Origin of the sequence: Haloarcula japonica DSM 6131 (assembly GCF_000336635.1) — an archaeon.
GTDB classification, from domain to species: Archaea; Halobacteriota; Halobacteria; order Halobacteriales; family Haloarculaceae; genus Haloarcula; species Haloarcula japonica.
This window is the reverse complement of the sequence record NZ_AOLY01000037.1, coordinates 447,325-466,790: the sequence shown is the minus strand read 5'-3', so window position 1 is coordinate 466,790 and position 19,466 is coordinate 447,325. Positions and strand designations below refer to the sequence as shown.

The following is a 19,466-nucleotide window of genomic DNA, read 5'->3' as shown; positions in this document are numbered from 1 at the left end:
ACTTGTCGTATTCAAACGCAATTATTATTATATTTTCTTCGTGAACGGTTGACAGCCTGCTGATTCGGTACCTACGTGTGAATTAAAGCGTCAATTCCGACGACAGCAGTCTATGGCCACTCGTCCTCGTGGCCGTCCATCGGCGCCGGGACGACGCCGTCCTTCTGCGCCCAGACGCGGGCGTGGTCCGGACAGACTTCGCGGTTCGCGTCCCAGGGGATGTGGAGTTCGACCGCAGCCTCGTTTTCGCAGTCGTCCTCGGCACAGCGGGTCATAGTACCGCGACAACGACCATCGTGACCAGTATCGACGCGGTCAACAGAGCCTGAACAATGCCGGAGGCCAACATTCCGACGGTGGTTACCAGCGCGGCCTTCGCGCTCCCCCTCGCATCCTCTTGGCGATAGAACTCGACGACAAACACCGTGCCGGCGACGCCCAGCAGGATGCCGAGCGGCCCGGTGATGAAAAAGAGGACGAGCGCCACCACGCCGGCCAGAACGGCCGTCCAGTTCGACGCCCCGCCAACGCGCGCGGCGACGGCTCCGCCTGCGATATCGACGGCCCACGTCAGCAGGCCGACCAGCGTCAATAGGGCCAGCAAGAGCGTCCCGGGTTCGGTCATACCGCTTGCAATCCAGTACAGATACACGCCGGCGAGTGAGACAAGCGCGCCGGGGACCTGAGGCGTGAGGCTGCCGACGACGCCCCCGACCAGCAGGGCGAACGCGAGCACGAACAGCAGCGTTTCGAGGCCGAGCAGGCTCATTGGTGTCTGTCGAGTTCCTCCTGTACCCAAGGGTCGCCGTACAGACGCGTCAACCTTTCGACTATTCCGCCGAGTGTGCGCATACACTCACGTTCAGAGACGAACTCTAGTTCTTCGGCGACAGTTGCCCAGGCATGTGATTGCAAGACTTTTCGGACAAGCAGGCGTTCCTCCCGCGGCGAGAGCGCGGTCGCGTCGGCCGGATTCGACAGGTGTTGCCGGGTGAGTTCACGGAACGGCTTCGGATTCGTGTCAAGAACCGACGCGCCACCGGGGACGCCCGCAACCAGCCGCCATTCCCACTCCGAGAGCGATACTGGCCGCTCGCCGTCGGTCGCTCGAAGGACGGCCCGAACCACGTCAGGGTCACAGTCGTCAAGTGGGTCCGATAGCACTGCAGCGATTCGGTCCTGAAACCACTCCCCGTGACGCGCCGCGAGCGCCGCCCCGTCGTCGGAACACGGGTCCAACATTACGACGGAGTACTCGCCGCTGGTCGCGTTCCGCGAGGTGGCGAGGTGCACGGTGTTGTAGCCGTTGTCCGCCCAGAAACGGACAAGGTCCGGTGTCGCGCCGTAGCTGACGCCCAGCCAGTCCACGTGATCGGCGAACTCCGCTTTTATTTCCGAGAGGAGCGTGGAGCCGAGCCCTCTGGACCGGACCGCGGCGTGGGTCGCGATGCGGAGGACCCGTTGACCGACCGGGATTCCGGCGGCTTCGTCACGGAGTTGCGTCGACAGCACGTCCGGAAGCATGTTACCTCGCACTCGCCCACCTTCGTACATCGTGGCGCGCGTGTCAGCCGAGAGCCCGCCTTCCTGTGCCAGCAGCGTCACTGCAACGACGTGGCCCTCGTGGGTCAGTGCTCGGACGGTGAGGTTCGGTGCATCGAGCAGTCGGGCCAGGTCCGAGGGTTCCGTCCGGTAATGCGCCAGCACGAGCAGGCCGAAGACCTCCCGGAGCAGATGCTCGTCAGCGAGCAGGTCCGCTGCCGAAAGCCGGCGGTACTCGACGGTCTCCGGCGTCGCATCCGTGATAAGCTGGTCGACCGGGGGGCGCGCGTCCAGCAACAGCGCCCGGAACGCCCATACTTCGACGGGGTCGGCGTCGCCGTATCGAATCGGCGTCGTCATCGACACGTCGGTGACGGCGTGGTCGCTTTCCGCGAGTCGGTCACGGAACCGGACGGAGAAGCCCCGGCCTGCCCCTTCGTAGCCGTGGACGGTCGTGGTGAAGGCGACTGCTGATGCCTCGAGGAACTGTTCGAGCCGTCTGACCGGCAGGGCCGCGGCCTCGTCGACGATGACTACGTCCGGGTCCTCCGGAAGCAGTGCAGCCTCGTCCGGCGGCGCATACCGCACACAGCCCGCGTCGGTAACGTCAAGCCGCTGGGGGTTCGACGCCCGGTCACGCGCGAAATCGACGCCCAACGCCTCCAGCAGATTCCCCGCCCGCGCGAACACCTCGGCGGCGCTCCGGTACTGTGGCGCGGTCACCAGCACGTCTCGGCCCCCGACAGCGAGGTTTCCGGCTGCCAGCCCGGCGGCGCTTGACTTGCCACGACCACGGTCCGCTTCGACCACGACTGCCTCACTGGTGGTTCGCAGGGACTCGAACGCCCGGACCGCGTCCTGCTGGTCGTCGGTGAGACACTGGGCATAGGTCTCGGAACGGAACCACGCGTCGGCGGGCAGTGTCGGGCTTGGCACTGGACGGCTCGGCGGCGGATTCGTCAGTCCGTCCTGCTCGACGGTCCCAGCATCGGCGTCGACGATGGCGATGCCACGGTGTGCCCGAAGCGTTTCGACGAACCGGCGGCGGAAGTGGCCGGTCACGTCCGCAACGTCGAACGGCGGGACTGCGAGTGAGGCGTCGAATCCGTCGCGCTCTTCGGGCCATGTATCCAGCGGCGGCGCGAGGAGTACGTAGAGGCCGCCGCCGTCGACCGCACCGACGGTCCGCCCGACCGCGTCCGGGCGGAGTTCCTCGTGCGTATCGAGGACGACAGCCGTCCGCGTCCGGCCGAGAAGTTCCTCGGCGCGGGACTGCTCGTGATGCTCACAGGCGAGGAACGGCTCCGGCCCGACGACGGTCGTCTCCGTATCGGCCACGTCTGCCGCGTCGAGCGCTGCTGCCGCTCGCTCCCGCGTCCGGTCGGGGTCGCCCGCCAGCACGAGCAGCCGGCGCTCGTTCGCACGGCGGGCCTCCGCTCGAAGCGAGCGCGCGATGTCCATACCGGTGGTGGCGGACGCGCCAGTATGGACCTGACGGTCACGGCGCTCCCCAGGTACGCTTTTTACTGGACCGGACACAGTAGCCGGCATGGTTCCCCTCCAGACCCCGCTTTGTTCCGAACTCGCTATCGACCATCCAATCGTGCAGGCACCGGTCGGGAGTGTTTCGACGCCTGCCTTGGCCGCGGCAGTCGCCGACGCCGGCGGCCTCGGGATGCTGGCGATGTCGTGGCGCGACGCCGACGCGATCCGCGACACGTACACGGACGCTGCAAACGCGACTGACGGCGTGGTCGGCGCCAACGTTGTCCTCGACGAGTCGACGGGCGTGCTCTCGCCGTCGGCGTGTCTCGATGCCTGTCTGGACGCGGGTGCGTCGGTCGTCTCATTCTCATTTGGCGATGCCGGGCCGTACATCGACCGGGTCCACGAGGCCGGCGGCACGGCGATGGTCACGGTTGCCAGCGCTGCCGAGGCCAGGGCCGCCGTCGACGCCGGGACCGATGTCGTGGTCGCTCAGGGCCGGGAGGCCGGCGGCCACGTCCAGAGCGACGTGACGACGATGGCGTTGCTCCCGCGGGTGGCCGACGCGGTCCCGGTGCCGGTCGTCGCAGCCGGCGGTCTGGGCGACGGGCGCGGCCTCGCGGCGGCGCTGACGCTCGGAGCCGATGGCGGCTGGTTCGGCACTCGGTTCGTGGCGACCGAGGAATCCGGCGCGCACGAGACATACCGGCAACGAATCGTCGACGCGCCCGAGACGGCGACGCGGTTCACCGAACTGTTCGACCGGGGCTGGCCGGACCAGCCACACCGAGTCCTCGAAACCGACGAGGTTCGACAACAGGCCGGACACGACTCGGATGAACTGGACGACACCAGCGACCACGAACAAATTGCACAGATGCCCGACGGCAAGCCGATAAGTCGGCTTGCTGATATGCCCCCGCTTGCGGGGATGACGGGGGATGTCGAAGCCCTGCCACACTACGCCGGCCAGAGCACCGGCCTCGCACAGGATGTCCGGCCCGCCGGTGAGGTAGTGGTCCGTCTCGTCTCGGACGCGCGGGCCGCGCTGGCCGATGCGTCGGCGGCCGCGGAGTAGGCAGACCCCCCGACAGCACCCGTGTGGCGGGCTGGCACGCGATTTCGGCTTCGAAAGCGCTTTTAGGGCCGGTGGCACAGAATGGGGTACAGCCTGCGCCGAGTTGATGATGCTCCCAGCCTTTTCAGGATACACACCATCACGGTGTGACGGGCCTCGCGGCCCGGACACGGCGGGGGAGCCTGAGCTCGCGCGCAGGAGGTGAACATACAAATGCCAGTATACGTAGATTTCGACGTTCCCGCGGACCTCGAAGACGACGCCCTTGAGGCGCTCGAGGTCGCCCGGGACACAGGCGCGGTAAAGAAGGGTACAAACGAGACGACCAAATCAATCGAGCGCGGCTCCGCCGAGCTCGTCTTTGTCGCTGAAGATGTCCAGCCCGAGGAGATCGTCATGCACATTCCGGAGCTTGCCGACGAGAAGGGCGTCCCCTTCATCTTCGTCGAGCAGCAGGACGACCTCGGACACGCCGCCGGGCTCGAAGTCGGCTCGGCTGCCGCAGCCGTCACCGACGCCGGTGAGGCTGACGCCGATGTCGAGGACATCGCCGACAAGGTCGAGGAGCTTCGGTGAGGTGACCTCGGATGAGCGCTGAGGAATCCGAAAGCAGCGGTTCCACGCCCGCCGAGGTTATCGAAGTCGTGGGCCGGACGGGGATGCACGGCGAGGCCATGCAGGTCAAGTGCCGCATCCGCGAAGGCGAGAACCAAGGGCGCATCATCACGCGCAACGTTCTCGGCCCGGTCCGCGAAGGTGACGTGCTCCAGCTCCGCGAGACGGCTCGCGAGGCCGACACCATCGGAGGGCAGTAACCATGCCCCGGACACGCGAATGTGACTACTGCGGCACGGACATCGAGCCCGGCACGGGCACGATGTTCGTCCACAAGGACGGTGCGACCACGCACTTCTGTTCCTCGAAGTGCGAGAACAACGCCGACCTGGGCCGCGAGGCTCGCAACCTCGAATGGACCGACACCGCTCGCGGTGACGCCGGTGAGGTCGAGGACGAGGCCGAAGAAGTGGAAGAAGTGGAAGCTGACGCTGCCGAGGAAGCAGACGCCGAAGAAGCTGATGCTGACGCCGACGAGGCCGACGCGGATGCTGAAGACGAGGCTGACGAGGAAGCTGAGGAGGCCGAGGCCTGATGTCCGAACACGAGCGCACGTTCGTGATGGTCAAGCCTGACGGCGTCCAGCGCGGCCTCATCGGTGACATCGTCTCTCGCTTCGAGGACCGCGGCCTGAAGATGGTCGGTGGCAAGTTCATGCAGATCGACCAGGAGCTCGCCGAGGAGCACTACGGCGAGCACGCGGACAAGCCGTTCTTCGACGGGCTCGTCGACTTCATCACCTCCGGTCCTGTGTTCGCGATGGTCTGGGAAGGCCAGGACGCGACCCGGCAGGTCCGAAACATGATGGGCGAGACTGACCCCGCCGAATCGGCGCCCGGCACCATCCGCGGCGACTACGGTCTCGACCTCGGTCGGAACGTCATCCACGGCTCCGACCACGAGGACGAGGGCGCAAACGAGCGCGAAATCGAGCTGTTCTTCGACGAGGACGAACTCGTCGACTGGGACCAGATCGACTCGTCCTGGCTGTACGAGTAACGCCAGGTCGATTGCTGCGTTTTTTCGAGCACAACCACCTTGAGGGCGGCGTCCGTACTGCTCAGTATGAGCCTGACGCTCTACCAGCTCGACGGCTGTCCGTACTGCGAGAAGGTTGCGGACCGATTGGACGAACTCGGCATCGAATACGACAGCGTCTGGGTCGAGGCGCTCCACTCAGAACGCGACGAAGTGAAGCGAGTCTCCGGTCAGCGCGGCGTCCCGGTTCTGGTTGATGAGGACCGCGGCGTCACGATGGCCGAGTCCGACCGCATCCTCGAACTTATCGAGACGACCTACGCGCCCGAAGCCCAATCGGTGTAGCGGTAGCGGGCGGCCGCGCCGAGACTCGCAAATAGCAGTGGGAGGAAGAACATCAGAATCAGGAGCCACAGCACTGCCGGTGCGGCTTGTCCCTCCCCCCCGCCGTCGAACATGACCGTCCGGACGAACACGAAGCTCCCCGCGAACCCCGTTGCGACGTAGCCGAAGCCGATGCCGGTCCCGACGAGCGCCGCCTCTTCGAGCAGGCTATCCGACCGGGCATCGCCGCGATAACGTTCGAACAGCGCGCCGACGACGAGCAGCGCGACAATCGGAATCAGGAAATAGACTATCGGCGGGACGCTCGCACCCTGTGCGCCGTACAGGACGTTCCGTGCGGCCGAGCCGTACACCTCTGCGTCCGATGCCGTCACCAGCGTCGGCACGTGATGGGCGTTGTACAGTATGAACCCGTACTGGACCAACCGGTCCGACAGTTCCGGCAGGTCAACCGCCGACGGGCCGACGAGAAACAGCAGTGCGACGAGCAGATACTCGACAGCCAGCGTCCCGGCTGCGACGCCGGCCGCGCGGAGCCACGGAAACGTTCGGAGGCTTTCGGCTAACAGGTGACTCTCCGGCTGTGGCTGTTCGGCGGTAGCAGTCGGTGGCTCGTCGACCAGCGACTCGTCGACCGATGTTCCGGCCCTGTCGTCGCCCGCCTCGTCGGTCCCGTGTTCAGTCACGTCTAGCCGTATCAACTTCAATGACGGAAAAAAGGGTTCCGGTGGTCGCTACTCCGACTCGAAGTCGAGCGCCGCGCCGTTGATGCAGTACCGCTTCCCGCTCGGCTCCGGTCCGTCGTCGAACACATGGCCAAGATGACCGCCACACTCGGCACAGACGACTTCCGTTCGCTCCATCCCGTGGCTGTTGTCCGCCCGTGTTTCGACATTACCTTCCTGATACACGTCCCAGAAGCTCGGCCAGCCGGTTTCCGATTCGAACTTCCTGTCGCTATCGAATAGTTCTGTCCCACAGCCGGCACAGGTGAACACGCCCTCGTCTTCTACGTCGATAAGGTCGCTGCTGAACCGCGGCTCTGTTCCAGACTCGCGGAGGATCCGGTACTCCTCGTCGGAGAGAATTTCGCGCCACTCTTCGTCGTTGTCCGGGAGTTCTTCTTCGGATTCACTCATGCTCTGCCGTACGCCCTCCAGCGGTAAAAGCGTAAAGCCAGGGGTGGGATTTGAACCCACGAACTCTCGATTACAAGTCGAGTGCTTGGACCACCCAAGCTCCCCTGGCGCGGTTGCATACCTGCGTTGTGTGGGGACCGTTTAGAGAGTATCGTTTTCGGTCGGCTTTTCGAGCTCGATCCGGTGTGGTGCGTAGCCGTGTGCTCGGTAGAACTGTCGGGCGGATTCGTTGTCCGCCATCGCTTCCAGCGCGAGGATATCCGCACCGGCATGGCGGAGTAGTTCCTCCGCCGTGTCGAGCAGTTCGCTGCCGATCCCCTGACTCCTGTGGACCGGTTCCACGAAAATGTTCTCGATGATGCCCCGCGTCTCGTCTTGTTCGTATCGGCCGCTGTCGATAGTCACCATGACGAACCCGACGACGTGTTGGTCTATATAGGCGATACGGACGTTTTCGGCGACGACACGCTGTACGACTGTCTCTCGGACCGCGGTTCGGTTCCGGTCTCCGAACAGATGTGACCCGTGGGTGCGCTGGCTCTCCGCCAGTCGGACCCACAGGTCGACGATGGTGTCCACGTCATCCATCGAGGCAGTGGCGATTTCCACGGTGGTACTCAGTGTCGTACGGTCAAAACAGTTCGGCTACCCCGCTGTGTCCGCGTCGCTGCCCGACCAGCGACACGAGAGAGGCGGTCACACGTCCCGACAGTCCGCACAGAGGAGCTGCCCGTTGAACGACGCCAAATCTCGTGTGAACGTGCTACAGGCGGAACAGATGCCCTGATTATCGAACGAATCCTCGGCGGCGGACTGCATCCCGTCGGTGGTGGCTTCCTGCCCGGTCGTCGCAACCGTCGAGGGTTGCTCGGCGACCTTCGTCGACTCGCTCTCTAATCTCGCAGTCGAGAGGATGTCGTGTTCGGTCAGCGTTCCGAGGGGCTCTCCGTCAGCCGTGACCAAGAGAAACTCGGCGGACCGTGTCGCCATTCGGTCCCGGGCCGCCGGGAGCCCAGCATCGGGTTCGATTGTCGGAATGGACTCACGCATCACGTCGCCGACGGTGGCAGTCTCCGGGTCGCCGCCGTCGACGATGTACGCCAGCACGTCCCTATCCGTCGCAACACCGATCGGTTCGTTCCCCCGTAACACGAGAATCGGATGCTGCTCCTCTCGGATCAGCAACTCCGTCGTTTCGAGGAGGTCGTCGGACTCGCTTGCGCCGACGTACTCTCTGTTCATAACCTCCCGCACAGTGACCTCACCGTTCATGCGTATGATTACCACATGGCTGGTCTAAAAGATACCTCCACTACGTTTATATCGCCTGACTCACAAATTACTCAGTTGTCCCGGTTTCGATGGTGACGGCCTCGCCAGTCGCCCGACAGGTCTCTAATGCGTGCTTGGCGTCCATCCCGGCCGTAGCTGCCGTCCGTCCGCGTCCGACACCGACTTTCAGCTCCACGTCGACTTCTTCGCGGACGTGGTTGATTGCGTCGTGGTAGTCCGCTTCGTCCAGGTCCGGGCAGACTGCGATGACGTTATCGCCGCCGACGAAAAACGACAGCGAATCGTGGGCCTCACGCATGTACTTCATGAGCGACGCGTAGCCCTGCTCGATCTGGATGAACGTGTCGAACTCGTTGAGCTGGTCGGTGTACTTCTCCGTGGCATCGTCGACGTCGAAGTGGGCCAACTGCACGTCCGTCTCTTTCCGGAACTGCTCGTCGATGGTCTGTCCGCGTAGCACTTCTCGTCGACCCTTGTCCTGCGCACTCCCGGCCTCCTGAAGTTGTTCCGTCGCCGTTCCCAGCGCCGAGACGGGTGTCGTTCCCGTCGCGACAGAGAGGCTCATCGTCACCGGGTAGCGATTGCCGACGGACTCCTGAATGAGCGCGTGTGCGGCCTCGTCCAGTCCGTTCGTCACGGCGATCATGTTGTCGAACCGCGAGAAGAAGATGTAGCCGTCGCGGTTCCCGAACAACTGTGCGAGGTCAGCGTACAACCGGGATTGGAGCGTCTGCAAGTCGACTTCACGGCGGGGCTCAGGCGTCACAGTCCACGGCCCGTAGTTATCAATCTGGATATGGGTGATCTGGGTGTTGGTCACTGTCCATCGTTCGTTTCGAAGCAACGGGTATTGCTCTGTCGAAATTAACCGGCAGAGTGGACTGAAGGACAGTCCGACCGGTATCGGATGCCGGAGATACGAGCCGATTCAACGGAGGTCAGTCGGTACTGCATCACGTCGCTGGATCTCGACAGTCCCGACCATCGAATCGTACGCGACGACATCCGTTGCCGTCAGTTTCGGGAGGTGTTCGGTGAACAGTTCCTCGGTGAGTTCGTCCCTGGCACTGTCAGGGACTGCCGCTGGCTCGATGTCACGCTGGGCCGCCAGAACCGCCGCCGCGAGGTCTGCTACGACCACTGGTTCACCCCGGTCTGCCAGTATCGAGAGCGCGCGACGGCGAGTGTCGTCCGACAACAGGTCAGCAACAACCTCCTCGGGGAGTCCCTGCTCGGTGCGGTCGCCGCTTGAAGATGTCGTCGCCATACGCGACGCTACACCGGCCTCCCACAAGTATGTGTCGTGCCCACACACTACACAATCAGGCCTGTTCGAGTCTGTACGGCCACCAGTCTGCCTCGCGCAGCGCGCGCCCGAGAGATTTGTGGAAGTCCGGGAAGTCCTCGAACTCCTCCTGGTCGACGTATTCGAAGATGTCTGCCACGCTGACGACCGTCTCGTAGTCGATCCGAACCGGGTGGTCCCCGTACTGTTCGACGTACTCCTCGGCAGTCAGTGGGAAGTCCTCGTCTTCGTCGACTTTCTTCGCCAGCACAGCGTGGCCGTACTTGCGCCGGCCCTCGCTTCCCTCCTCACCGTCCGGATCGTGTGGCCAATCCATACGCGACTCTCTGGACACTGGCACAAAAAGGGTTTCTCTCCCCGCCTACAGTTCGAAGCCGCTGTCGTTCCGGCTGCCACCCCGCCGGAGGAGCGCGATGACGACGCCGAACAGCAGCAACGCACCGAGAAGTCCGCCGATGACCAGTACCGTACTGATGCCCATGACTGTGGCTGGGAGCGGTCCGAGTCCGCCGTCACCGTCAACCGCGGGTTCGGTCTGGACCGCTGGTTCCGTCCCCGTCGGTTCCGTCTCTGGCTCGGCACCGCCGTCTTCGCCGGTCTGGACCTGGCTCTCGGTTACCTGAACCTCGCCGGCGTTGACGTCATTGAAGCCGATCTGGAACGTCCCCGGCGTCGTCATGACCGTCGACAGTGTCACCGTCTGTTCGGTGTCCGCCGGCACAGTCACCGATGTCTGGTTGACGACTTCACCGTCGACCAGCATCTGCGCGTCATACGTGCCTGGAGAACTGCCGGCGTTTTCGACAGTCCCCCTGACGGTGACACGATGTCCATCTGTCGCCTGTTCGTTGACGACCGACGTTCGTGTGACGGAGAACGACGGCTCGAGTTTCCCAATAGCGTAGGCCGTTGCCCCTGCGGTATCCGCCTCGTAAATGATCTGGTCGGGCTGCTCCGCAGCGACGGTCGTTTCGGCGGCTTTCCAGGATCCGTTGACGCGATGATACACGCGGACGTCCTGTGCGGCTATCCCGGCTGACTGGAGTGTTGAACGGTCCAGCGCGAACTGCATCGACGACGGCTCGACGCCGTCCGACGACCCGACAGTCACCACACCGAACACCGACGCGTCGTCACCGGATGGCACCGAGATGTCTGCCGCACTGGGATCGGTGTACTCCGTTACGTCCTGCGTGAACGCCTCCTGTGACGCGTTGACCGTCCAGGACTGGAGCGTAAACGAGCGATCCGTTGGCCCTGAGACGTTCATCACGTAGGGTTCGTTCGTCGGGACCATCCCACCGCGTATCTTGAGCTCCCGCATAGTCGAGTCCGTACGCGTGGTCTCGACTATTGCCGGTTTGACCTTGACTCGCCCGGCTGAATTCCCCGGGCTCTGGACCTTAATCCTGTACGTTCCGGGGGTATCGAACTTCAGCGCCCGCGTTCGCTCAACTGAGGAGCTGGCGTCGACGACTACCCGTTCGGTCGCTCTCGTTGTACCGTTTACTACGTACTCAATGCTCATTGCACCGCCCGAGCTGCCGGTGTTCTGGACTGTCGCGGTGACGTTCACTGAGTCACCGGCAAGTATCGTATTCGTGTCTTTCGACGCGCCGGAGACGAACAGACTCGGTTCAGCAACAGCGGGGCCCGCTGCCGTGGCTGCGAGGAGGAGGGAGACGACACAGACGATTAGGAGGCTCGGAAGGTGCTGTCTTGGGGACCTATCTTCACGTACCATTACATGGATATAACCCGGACCACCGACATAAAACCGCCTGATTGCCTGAATCCAGTATACTGTTCCTACAAGTCAGAAAGCGGTAAATTCTGTACTTCCCTCTTCTGTGCGTTCCTGAACTGGGCCGACTGTCGTGTGGGTCGTGTTCAAACCAGAGCATGACGGCCGAACGCACGTCGTTGCGTCGGCCGCGGCTCGCCGGTTCCTCATCACAGGTTGTGCACTCTACAAACAGACTCCCAAACTCAGTGGAACACCTACCTCCCCCGTCGAAACTACTGAGCGAACGGGTCCCACACTCCACTGGGGAGGGGGTGGATTTGAGGGCGAGACTTGTAACTCGTTGTTTCAGATTATATGGAAAGGATATCGGTATAAATTGTCACGGCCAACATCCCCACCAATATGATGAATGCCGACAACACCTTCACCCAATCATCAGCGGGAATTACATCCACAATTTGAGCGAGGACGAGGACAAAGGTGAAAAACACGAGTGACTGGTTGATGCGGTTATCTCGTCTTGACAGTTCACGCTCGTGGGCTACCTCAAACCCGTCTGTGGTTAGTTGGAGAGCGGCATATTCTTTATTATTATCATAGGACACAAGGCCTGTATTTTGAAGATGCTCCCGCATTTCTGCAATTTCTTGCGTTTCCTTGTTTAGCAACTCAACATTTTCACGCAAACCATCATATAATGCCTCCTCTTGGATTTCGGGTGTCACTTCCTCTTTGCTAAGTTCGTCGGATAATGCGGTCCGACGAATCTCTCCATTATTGTTATGAAGACATTTCAGAATCTTAGCCCAATCTGGCTCATTCATAGAGACCTATCCAGATTAGCAACTATCCTGTTTTAGAAGATTATCGTTCTTTGTGTCGTTTGGCTCACTGCGAACATACTTTGTCGTACCCCGCTTCACAGCATTAACGTCTGTTCGTTCTCCGTTATGCTCTACCACTACGTTATACCCCTCTTTTTCTATAAGGTCATATACTTGGGCGGGTGTTCGGGTAGCAATCCTTCCCTCTTCAGCGTCGAAGCCAATTGTTTCAATGTCTCGGCAGTCTTGCGGGTTGGTATCTACGTTTACGCATCGAACAATCAATGCCATGTGAAGGCATCTCTTGCAAGGGAGTGTAAAGGTCCGCAAACCACGGTGAAAGTGGTCGGTCAAGACAGGCCAGATTAGCCCCGAGGCTATCGTACCTAGGATTTATCACAATGAATCTAGATTACGTGGGTGTGAACGCTACGGGGATAGAGCGGCGAACCACCAAAAACCGCCAGTACGTACCGATAGCTCCTCGCGTATTCGCTCGGAGTAACACGGTGGGACTGGGATTTGAACCCAGGAATCCGTGAGGATACCTGCTTTCAAGGCAGGCGCAATAGGCCGCTCTGCCATCCCACCGCAGGCAAGCATATTCGGTGGGCCTTCTAAGACCTGTCGGTCTCTCGGACCACGGTCGGTTCGCCGTTGTCGTCGACAACACGGATTCCGAGGTCATCGAGAAACGCCATCGTCCGTTGCGGTACGACCCGACCAGCCCGATTCCGGGCGCGTAGCAGCGGAACCATCGTTTCGAGGTCAGATTGCGTTTCGAGGACGGGCGCTGAGGGGAGGAAGTCCACATCGAGACCAGCATCTGCGGCACGCTCGCCGATGGTTTCGACCGACGGGGTGGTGTAGCTGTCCTCGAAATCTATCGGCTCACCGAAGCCAGCGTAGTAGACCCGGCCGCCCGCAGCGGGGCCGAGAACCACGCCGCTGGAGCGGAGTTTCATCGCCGCGCTGTCGATGAGTTGGCGGTTCAACAGTGTCGCTGTCGGCTCGACGGCGGCAACGGTTGCGACGTCTTCCCGGTCGAGGAGGTGTGTGACAGTGTTCCCGACCCGACCGGCGAACGTCGAACCGACCTGTACCTCGAATCGGGCGTTGCCCGGTGATTCGAGGGCCGCTGTCACTGGCTCCCGAACCGCGGTTTCGGGGTCGACACCATCCGGGACCTGCTCCGATGGGCGGTAGTTCACCAACAGCTCGGCACCGCTGATCTCCACCGCCCGACAGACGTCGAGCAGCATGGCTTCGTATAGCTCGGCGGCCTCGGCGTCGTCTACGATGCCGCCCGCCAGATCCTGCAACACGAACCCTTCGACTGGCGGATCAGCCAGCACAGTTACCGTAGTCATACTGACTTCTCGGCCCGACTGTGATTAGTCGCTTGTGTTCCGGTGCAGCGACAGAACAATTATAAGATGTGAGCAGTATTTGATAACTAAGAGAAACTATATGGAGCAATCCCAGACCTACAGATGTGACGGATGTGGGTCGGAGTACCGTGTTCTTGGTGACTCGCAACCGAAGATCGTGTGTCGTGACTGCGAACGCGAAGCCACGCTGTCCGGGACCGCAGCAGCACAGCGGGCGTACCATGTCGGCTACATACGGTATCGTGAGGCACGCCGCCAGCTATCCGACGCATTGGCAACCGTCGAGGACGAGGAGATGGCGCTCGCTCGCGGTGGGTTCGACAGTGCCGCATCGGACTTCGAGGAAAGCGTCGAGGAGTTCACGACGGCTGTTCGTGAAGCGGACGATAATGCGCTGACCGAGTTGTCGGAACGAGCGCGCAAGAAAGCGACTTGTTTCTGGCAGGCTGCCGAGTGGCTCAGCGGTATGACCTACGCCAGCGAACAGGGTGAATCGACACAGGCGAGCCAGTACCGCCACGATGCCGAAAACCGGTTACAGGCAGCAACAGAGTACGGGACAGTGTCGAGCCCGGACGAGTTGCTCCAGACCACTGAGACCGAAGTCCAGTCTGATACCTGACTATCGTCCGCGTCGGCCCTTCGTCTGCCGGTAGTCTTGGCCAAGCGTTTCACTGAAGTGTTCTAGAAACGCCGTCCGTTCCTCGTCAGTCTGTTCGCTCGGCGGAATCATCGGGAGGATCTCGAATCCGCGGCCGCGGATCGTCGTCGCATGCCGGTCCTCGATATCGAGTTCGTCCTCGCTCATCGTCGTGTACTCGAAGGCTAACTCTTCGAGGGGGCGCTGCCCGACCGGCAGCAGGATTTCGGGGTTTATCATCCGTATCTCGCTGTTGAGATACGGTTCGCAGTTGACGATTTCCTCGTCAGTCGCATCCCTGTCTGGATGGCGGCAGCGAGTGACGTAGGTCAGGAAGGTGTTCTGTAACTGCGGTCTGTCGGCGTCCGGGTCCGAGCACATGTCGACCGCGGCGAGGATGTCGAGCAGTTCACGCTCCTGCTCGCCGATGAATGGGATTCCGGACTCGTCAGCGCCAGCTGCTGGCGAGTCGCCGAGGACGATGAACTCAGCGCCCACGTCGCCGTAGCCGTGGACGACGTTCTCGCGCGTCTCACACAGTGCCGGGCAGTTCTGGCACTCTTCGTCCATCCCGAACGGGTTCGACTTGGACTCCTGTTCGGCGTCCATCTTACTCCTCGTCGACGGTCTTTGCGTGGGTGTCCGCGTCCTCGGGGTCGTTCTGTGGACTGGACGGGTGGTAGTCGGTGTCGTACTCGCCCGGCCGGTCGTCGAGTCGGTCGGGGTTGATTCGGCCGCTCAGCAGCATGAAGTCGAGGACGGTACAGGCGAGCATGGCCTCCACGACCGGGACGGCTCTCGGCGGCAGCACCGGGTCGTGCCGGCCGGTGACGGTGATCTCCTTCTCCTCACGCGTCTCCCAGTCGACCGTCTTCTGGGTCTTGGGAATCGAGACGGGCGCGTGCCAGGAGACCTCGCCGTAGATGGGCTGGCCGGTCGTGATGCCGCCCTGGATGCCGCCGTGGTCGTTGCCGACGGGCGTGGGGTGGCCCGTCGCTCGCGGCTCGTCGCCGCTCGCGCTCTCCGAGGCTGTCGCCTCGCTGTCGTCGAACTCCCAGTTCTCGGTGTACTCGCTGCCCTTGGTCGTCCGAGCTTCGCGACCGATGCCGTACTCGAAGTCGTTGACCGCCGGGATGGAGTACATCGCCTGGCCCAGGCGGGACGGGAAGCTATCGAACCGCGGCGCGCCGAGACCGGAGGGGACGCCCCGACACTCGAAATAGATCGCGCCGCCGATGGAGTCACCCTCCTTCTGGTGCTTGTCGGCCAGGTCGCGCATCTCCTCGGCGGCCTCGGGGTCGGCACAGCGGACCTCGTTTTCCTCGCTGTGTTCGAGCATGTCCTCGAAGGTGACCGGGCCCGACTCGACGTCGCCGATCTGGCAGACGTGGGCCTTGATCCGGACGTCGTAGTCGGACTGTTCGAGGACCTGCTTAGCGACGCCGCCGGCGGCGACCCAGTTGACGGTCTCGCGAGCGGAGGAGCGGCCGCCGCCGCCCCAGTTCCGCGTCCCGAACTTCGCGGAGTAGGTGTAGTCCCCGTGGGACGGTCGCGGAGCCGTGATGAACGGCTCGTACTTGCCCGAGCGGGCGTCCTTGTTCTGGATGACCATCCCGATGGGTGTCCCGGTGGTGTAGCCGTCCTGAATCCCCGAGTTGATCGTCACCTTGTCCGGTTCGCCCCGGGAAGTGGTGATCATCGACTGGCCGGGCTTGCGCCGGTCGAGGTCTTTCTGTATCTCTTCTTCCGAGAGTTCCACGCCCGCCGGAACGCCGGAGACGGTACAGCCCATCGCCTCCCCGTGGGACTCGCCGTAGGTCGTCATGCGGAACAGACGACCGAACTCGTTGCCGTTCATTACAGTGGTGTCGGGGGCGGGGGCATTTGAACCTTGTAGATGTGACTGATACCGATCCCGGCTACTGACGGCGATAGCGTCGGTGTGCCCGCCGTCCTACCGCTTGACGGCCGCCCCGAGCGAATCGAGGACGTCGAAGAAGTCCGGGAAGGACACGTCGACGTGTTCCGCGCCGGCGACGGTCGTCTCGCCGTCGGCGACGAGGCCCGCGACGGCCAGCGACATGATGATGCGGTGATCCGCGCGGCCCTCGACGGTCGTGCCGACGAGATCGCTGTCTTCGCCGTAGACGATGAGCTCGTCCTGTTTCTCCTCGACTTCAGCGCCCATCTTCGTCAGCTCCTCGGCCATCGCGCTCACGCGGTCGGTCTCCTTGTACCGGACGTGCTCGGCGTCGGTGATCCGCGTGACGCCGTCGGCGGCGGCCCCCAGCGTCGCGATGGTCGGCAGGAGGTCGGGCGTGTCCTCGACCCCGACCTCGATGCCAGTCAGTTCGGACTGCGAGACGGTGATTTCGCCGTTTTCCCTGTCCCAGTCGAGATCAGCGCCCATCCGGTCGAGGATGTCGACGATGGCGGCGTCGCCCTGGGCACTTGGGAACGCCGACGTGACGCGCAGGCCGTCCTCGGCGGCGAGTGCACCCGCCGCGAGCAGGTAGCTCATCGACGAGAAGTCCCCGGGGACGTTGTAGTCGCCACCGCCGGGCGCGTAGGACTGGCCGCCCTCGACGGTGAACCCAGCGTCGGTCTTCTCGGCGTCGACACCGAAGTCGTCCAGCACTTCCAGTGTGATGTCGACATACGGCGACGACTTCAGTTCTGTCGTCAGGTCTATGTCGATGCCGTCCGACGAGACAGCCCCGGCCATCAGCAGTGCGGTGATGTACTGCGAGGACACGTCGCCTGGGATTTCGACCGCACCGCCGTCGATGCCGCCGCCGACCACGAGCGGAGCCTGGCCGTTCCGGCGGGTCGACTCGGCGTCGCCGTCCAGTTGTTCGACGGCGTCGAGCAGCGGCCCCTGCGGGCGCGACCGGAGGGACCCGTCGCCGGTCAACACTGTGAGGTCGTCCTGGAGCGCGGCTGTCGCAGTGACCAGTCGCATTGTCGTCCCGCTGTTGGCACAGCTGATAACGTCGTCCGGCGTGCCCGGCCGGCCGTCGAAGCCCGTGACCTCGACCGTCGATTCGTCCGCTGCCAGCGAGACGCTGCCGCCGTAAGCCTCGACCGCTCGCATCGTGGCCTTCGTGTCCGCACTCACGAGCGGGTCGTGGACGACTGCACCGTCGGCGTATCCCGCGGCCAGCACCGCCCGGTGCGTGTAGCTCTTCGATGGCGGCGCTTGCGCCGTTCCCTCGACCGTCGATTCGGTAATCGTGATGTCCATGCCCGGTCGGTAGCGGGCGTTCGACAAGAGGCTACCGCTCTCTCACCCCATCGACGGTGGGAGCAACGACCTTGTGGCTGGCAGCGGTACCTCCGCTATGGTTCCAGGGATGGACGGTGCGACCGCTGTCGTCACGGGCGCGAGCAGAGGCATCGGTGAGCAGATAGCCCACGCAGTGGCCGAGGCGGGCGCACATACGGTCATCTGTGCCCGCGACGCCGAGGCGCTTGAGCGTGTCGAGGCCGATATCCGGGACGCGGGGGGCTCCGTGACTGCGATTCGCGCTGACGTGCGCGACGAGTACGACGTAGAACGACTGGTCGAAACTGCCACGCGGGAGGGGAACGGTGCGATACGGTACGTCGTCGCCAACGCCGGCGTCTACCACGGCACCGCCGGCGAGACACCGCTTACCGAGGAGTCTTACGCCGCCTTCGACGACCACCTCCGGACAAATGCCCGCGGCGTGTTCTCGACGATCCGCGAAGCCGTCCCACACCTCGGCCCGGACGCCCGCATCGTCGTTCCGACGGGCGTCGTCGCCCGCGAGGGAATGCCCGGCTACGGCTCGTACGCTGTCTCGAAGGCCGCCGCGGAGGCTGTTGCTCGCGGGTTTGCGGTCGATCTCGATACGCCGGTGGGCGCAGTCGACCCCGGACAGGTCGCGACGGACCTCTCCGGTGACGGGGGACGCGACCCGGAATCCGTCGCCGAAATGGTTCTCTGGGCGCTCCGGGATGCTGACCCGTCAGCATTGGACGGCGGCGTCCTCGACTGGGGAGACTATCGGTCAACGACGCGGTGACCGCCACCGATGGGTTTATTAGTAACAGACCAGTGATTATAGGTAATGTCTATTAACTCAACTTCGGTTTTTAATAATAGTGGCCGGGTATCAACTGCCGGTATCGCGAGTGTCGTCGGCCTGGTGATCCTGTCCGGCGTCGCAGCCACCGGTGGGGCGAGTAAGGTCCTCGTTATCTCCTGGGTCGCGTTCGTGGCGATGGGACTCGGCGCGTGGCTCGGTGCACGGGCCGACGAGACGAACCCTTACCGACTGGTCTGGGGCTACGGCCTCGCGAGCGGGGCGATGGTCACGTCGGCGGCCATGTTCCTCGTCCCGCAGGCGATGGGACTGGGTGGTCAGGCCGGCGCAGCGCGAATCGGCGGCGTCGGCATCGCCGCTGGCCTGGTCACCGGCTACGGCACCCACACTATCGGCCACCGGCTGACCCACATCGAGACTTCCTTCGACATAACAACACTCGCCATCGCCGCTCACGCGCTCTCGGCCGGACTGGTCATCGGGCTGGTCTATGCTTCGATGCCGGAACTGGGTATCCTGCTCGGCCTCGCCATCGTTTCGCACAAAGGGCCGGCCGGCTATGCCGCCGCCCGGCGGCTCGGACGCAACGACAAGTCCGCCTCAGCGCTGTTGCTCCCCGCGGCCGGTGTTGGTCTGACAGCAATCCCGTCAGCGCTGCTTCCAGTTCCGGAGTCCGCGTTTCTCAACGCAGTTATCTTCGGATTCGCCGCCGGCATCTTCCTCCACGTCGCGATGGACTTCCTACCGAACTGCGAAGCCGGCAGCGAAATCGACGAGGTCTGTGAACTCCATGACCACTCTCACGACCTGCTCGATGAACTCCGAACGCACGCCGTCGCGTCGACAGTGGTCGGGGCTGCTGTCATTGTGCTGGCGTGGGTTGCGATCTAATCTCGTTCCGCTCGTGCGCGTTCTATTCCGCACTGAGCAACTGCTCGGCCAGAATCGGAACAAAGGTCCACAATCCACCTTTTGACCTTCGGGTGTACTCCCTGTGGTCGCACACCGCTCGG

26 protein-coding genes and 2 tRNA genes are annotated in these 19,466 nt (G+C 63.2%); 9 read left to right on the top strand and 19 right to left on the bottom strand.

The window, feature by feature from the left end:
* Positions 1 to 110: 110 nt before the first annotated feature.
* From C444_RS22385 to tmcA, 3 genes are read right to left on the bottom strand one after another with little or no spacing between them, the layout of a single operon-like run.
* Positions 111 to 275 (bottom strand): hypothetical protein, encoded by a 165-nt coding sequence (locus C444_RS22385; RefSeq protein ID WP_004593509.1) that lies wholly within the window; start codon positions 273 to 275, stop codon positions 111 to 113.
* Positions 272 to 769 (bottom strand): DUF456 domain-containing protein, encoded by a 498-nt coding sequence (locus C444_RS13585; protein ID WP_004593507.1) that lies wholly within the window; start codon positions 767 to 769, stop codon positions 272 to 274. Before C444_RS13585 ends, C444_RS22385 begins: the two co-directional genes overlap by 4 nt.
* Positions 766 to 3,093, bottom strand: a complete 2,328-nt coding sequence (tmcA, locus tag C444_RS13580) for a tRNA(Met) cytidine acetyltransferase TmcA (protein ID WP_193363355.1) — start codon at positions 3,091 to 3,093, stop codon at positions 766 to 768. The genes C444_RS13585 and tmcA overlap by 4 nt, the downstream gene beginning before the upstream one ends.
* On the opposite strand from tmcA, the gene C444_RS13575 reads away from it, so the two are divergent.
* The 6 genes from C444_RS13575 to C444_RS13550 all read left to right on the top strand — a co-directional run bounded on the left by C444_RS13575 (position 3,092) and on the right by C444_RS13550 (position 6,043).
* Complete coding sequence (locus C444_RS13575; RefSeq protein ID WP_004593503.1) at positions 3,092 to 4,105, top strand: NAD(P)H-dependent flavin oxidoreductase; 1,014 nt, start codon at positions 3,092 to 3,094, stop codon at positions 4,103 to 4,105. The two genes, tmcA and C444_RS13575, sit on opposite strands and share 2 nt — an antisense overlap.
* Before the next feature lie 213 nt (positions 4,106 to 4,318).
* Entirely contained in the window at positions 4,319 to 4,681 is a 363-nt protein-coding gene (rpl7ae, locus tag C444_RS13570; RefSeq protein WP_004593501.1) for a 50S ribosomal protein L7Ae, read from the top strand.
* Between the two features lie 11 nt (positions 4,682 to 4,692).
* Positions 4,693 to 4,920, top strand: coding sequence for a 30S ribosomal protein S28e (locus C444_RS13565; RefSeq protein WP_004516764.1), 228 nt, complete (start codon positions 4,693 to 4,695; stop codon positions 4,918 to 4,920).
* A 2-nt stretch (positions 4,921 to 4,922) separates the two neighbouring features.
* Positions 4,923 to 5,255 (top strand): 50S ribosomal protein L24e, encoded by a 333-nt coding sequence (locus C444_RS13560; RefSeq protein ID WP_004593499.1) that lies wholly within the window; start codon positions 4,923 to 4,925, stop codon positions 5,253 to 5,255.
* On the top strand, positions 5,255 to 5,719 hold the full coding sequence (ndk, locus tag C444_RS13555) for a nucleoside-diphosphate kinase (protein WP_004593498.1): 465 nt from the start codon (positions 5,255 to 5,257) through the stop codon (positions 5,717 to 5,719). Before C444_RS13560 ends, ndk begins: the two co-directional genes overlap by 1 nt.
* 66 nt (positions 5,720 to 5,785) lie before the next feature.
* On the top strand, positions 5,786 to 6,043 hold the full coding sequence (locus C444_RS13550) for a glutaredoxin family protein (RefSeq protein WP_004593497.1): 258 nt from the start codon (positions 5,786 to 5,788) through the stop codon (positions 6,041 to 6,043).
* On the opposite strand, the gene C444_RS13545 is transcribed toward C444_RS13550, so the two are convergent.
* From C444_RS13545 to C444_RS13490, 13 genes are all read right to left on the bottom strand, one after another.
* Complete coding sequence (locus tag C444_RS13545) at positions 6,016 to 6,729, bottom strand: hypothetical protein (protein WP_004593496.1); 714 nt, start codon at positions 6,727 to 6,729, stop codon at positions 6,016 to 6,018. The two genes, C444_RS13550 and C444_RS13545, sit on opposite strands and share 28 nt — an antisense overlap.
* Positions 6,730 to 6,777: 48 nt before the next feature.
* Positions 6,778 to 7,182 (bottom strand): peptide-methionine (R)-S-oxide reductase MsrB, encoded by a 405-nt coding sequence (msrB, locus tag C444_RS13540; protein ID WP_004593495.1) that lies wholly within the window; start codon positions 7,180 to 7,182, stop codon positions 6,778 to 6,780.
* Positions 7,183 to 7,217: 35 nt separating this feature from the next.
* A tRNA-Thr gene (locus C444_RS13535) sits at positions 7,218 to 7,291 on the bottom strand.
* A 32-nt stretch (positions 7,292 to 7,323) separates the two neighbouring features.
* On the bottom strand, positions 7,324 to 7,791 hold the full coding sequence (locus C444_RS13530; protein ID WP_004593494.1) for a GNAT family N-acetyltransferase: 468 nt from the start codon (positions 7,789 to 7,791) through the stop codon (positions 7,324 to 7,326).
* Positions 7,792 to 7,878: 87 nt separating this feature from the next.
* Positions 7,879 to 8,454 carry a CBS domain-containing protein gene (locus C444_RS13525; protein ID WP_004593493.1) on the bottom strand — a complete coding sequence of 192 codons (576 nt, stop codon included), beginning with the start codon at positions 8,452 to 8,454 and terminating at the stop codon, positions 7,879 to 7,881.
* Between the two features lie 67 nt (positions 8,455 to 8,521).
* On the bottom strand, positions 8,522 to 9,295 hold the full coding sequence (locus C444_RS13520; RefSeq protein ID WP_049909494.1) for a GTP cyclohydrolase III: 774 nt from the start codon (positions 9,293 to 9,295) through the stop codon (positions 8,522 to 8,524).
* 108 nt (positions 9,296 to 9,403) lie between these two features.
* Positions 9,404 to 9,742 carry a DUF7344 domain-containing protein gene (locus C444_RS13515; protein WP_004593491.1) on the bottom strand — a complete coding sequence of 113 codons (339 nt, stop codon included), beginning with the start codon at positions 9,740 to 9,742 and terminating at the stop codon, positions 9,404 to 9,406.
* Between the two features lie 55 nt (positions 9,743 to 9,797).
* On the bottom strand, positions 9,798 to 10,097 hold the full coding sequence (locus C444_RS13510; protein WP_004593490.1) for a DUF5785 family protein: 300 nt from the start codon (positions 10,095 to 10,097) through the stop codon (positions 9,798 to 9,800).
* Between the two features lie 45 nt (positions 10,098 to 10,142).
* Entirely contained in the window at positions 10,143 to 11,525 is a 1,383-nt protein-coding gene (locus tag C444_RS13505; RefSeq protein ID WP_004593489.1) for a PGF-pre-PGF domain-containing protein, read from the bottom strand.
* A gap of 353 nt (positions 11,526 to 11,878) precedes the next feature.
* The gene (locus tag C444_RS13500) at positions 11,879 to 12,352 is read right to left on the bottom strand and encodes a hypothetical protein (protein WP_004593488.1); all 474 of its coding nucleotides are present in this window, start codon (positions 12,350 to 12,352) and stop codon (positions 11,879 to 11,881) included.
* 15 nt (positions 12,353 to 12,367) lie between these two features.
* Positions 12,368 to 12,643: a DUF3892 domain-containing protein gene (locus C444_RS23125; protein ID WP_080509711.1), complete on the bottom strand. Its 276-nt coding sequence runs from the start codon at positions 12,641 to 12,643 to the stop codon at positions 12,368 to 12,370.
* Positions 12,644 to 12,859: 216 nt separating this feature from the next.
* Positions 12,860 to 12,943, bottom strand: a tRNA-Ser gene (locus C444_RS13495).
* Positions 12,944 to 12,969: 26 nt separating this feature from the next.
* A complete protein-coding gene (locus tag C444_RS13490) occupies positions 12,970 to 13,722 on the bottom strand; it encodes a hypothetical protein (RefSeq protein ID WP_004593487.1) in 753 nt (250 codons plus the stop codon).
* Positions 13,723 to 13,822: 100 nt separating this feature from the next.
* Here C444_RS13490 and C444_RS13485 point away from each other — a divergent pair, with 100 nt between their 5' ends.
* Positions 13,823 to 14,365, top strand: a complete 543-nt coding sequence (locus C444_RS13485) for a hypothetical protein (protein ID WP_004593486.1) — start codon at positions 13,823 to 13,825, stop codon at positions 14,363 to 14,365.
* Here the strand turns inward: C444_RS13485 and C444_RS13480 are convergent, their stop codons facing one another.
* The 3 genes from C444_RS13480 to aroA form a co-directional block, all read right to left on the bottom strand.
* Positions 14,366 to 14,992, bottom strand: coding sequence for a uracil-DNA glycosylase (locus C444_RS13480; protein ID WP_004593485.1), 627 nt, complete (start codon positions 14,990 to 14,992; stop codon positions 14,366 to 14,368).
* 1 nt (position 14,993) lies between these two features.
* Positions 14,994 to 16,241 carry a chorismate synthase gene (aroC, locus tag C444_RS13475; protein WP_004593484.1) on the bottom strand — a complete coding sequence of 416 codons (1,248 nt, stop codon included), beginning with the start codon at positions 16,239 to 16,241 and terminating at the stop codon, positions 14,994 to 14,996.
* A 96-nt stretch (positions 16,242 to 16,337) separates the two neighbouring features.
* Entirely contained in the window at positions 16,338 to 17,627 is a 1,290-nt protein-coding gene (gene aroA, locus C444_RS13470; protein ID WP_004593483.1) for a 3-phosphoshikimate 1-carboxyvinyltransferase, read from the bottom strand.
* Between the two features lie 97 nt (positions 17,628 to 17,724).
* On the opposite strand from aroA, the gene C444_RS13465 reads away from it, so the two are divergent.
* Positions 17,725 to 18,432: an SDR family NAD(P)-dependent oxidoreductase gene (locus tag C444_RS13465; RefSeq protein WP_193363354.1), complete on the top strand. Its 708-nt coding sequence runs from the start codon at positions 17,725 to 17,727 to the stop codon at positions 18,430 to 18,432.
* 45 nt (positions 18,433 to 18,477) lie between these two features.
* Positions 18,478 to 19,344: a ZIP family metal transporter gene (locus C444_RS13460; protein ID WP_049909490.1), complete on the top strand. Its 867-nt coding sequence runs from the start codon at positions 18,478 to 18,480 to the stop codon at positions 19,342 to 19,344.
* The last annotated feature ends 122 nt before the right edge of the window (positions 19,345 to 19,466 follow it).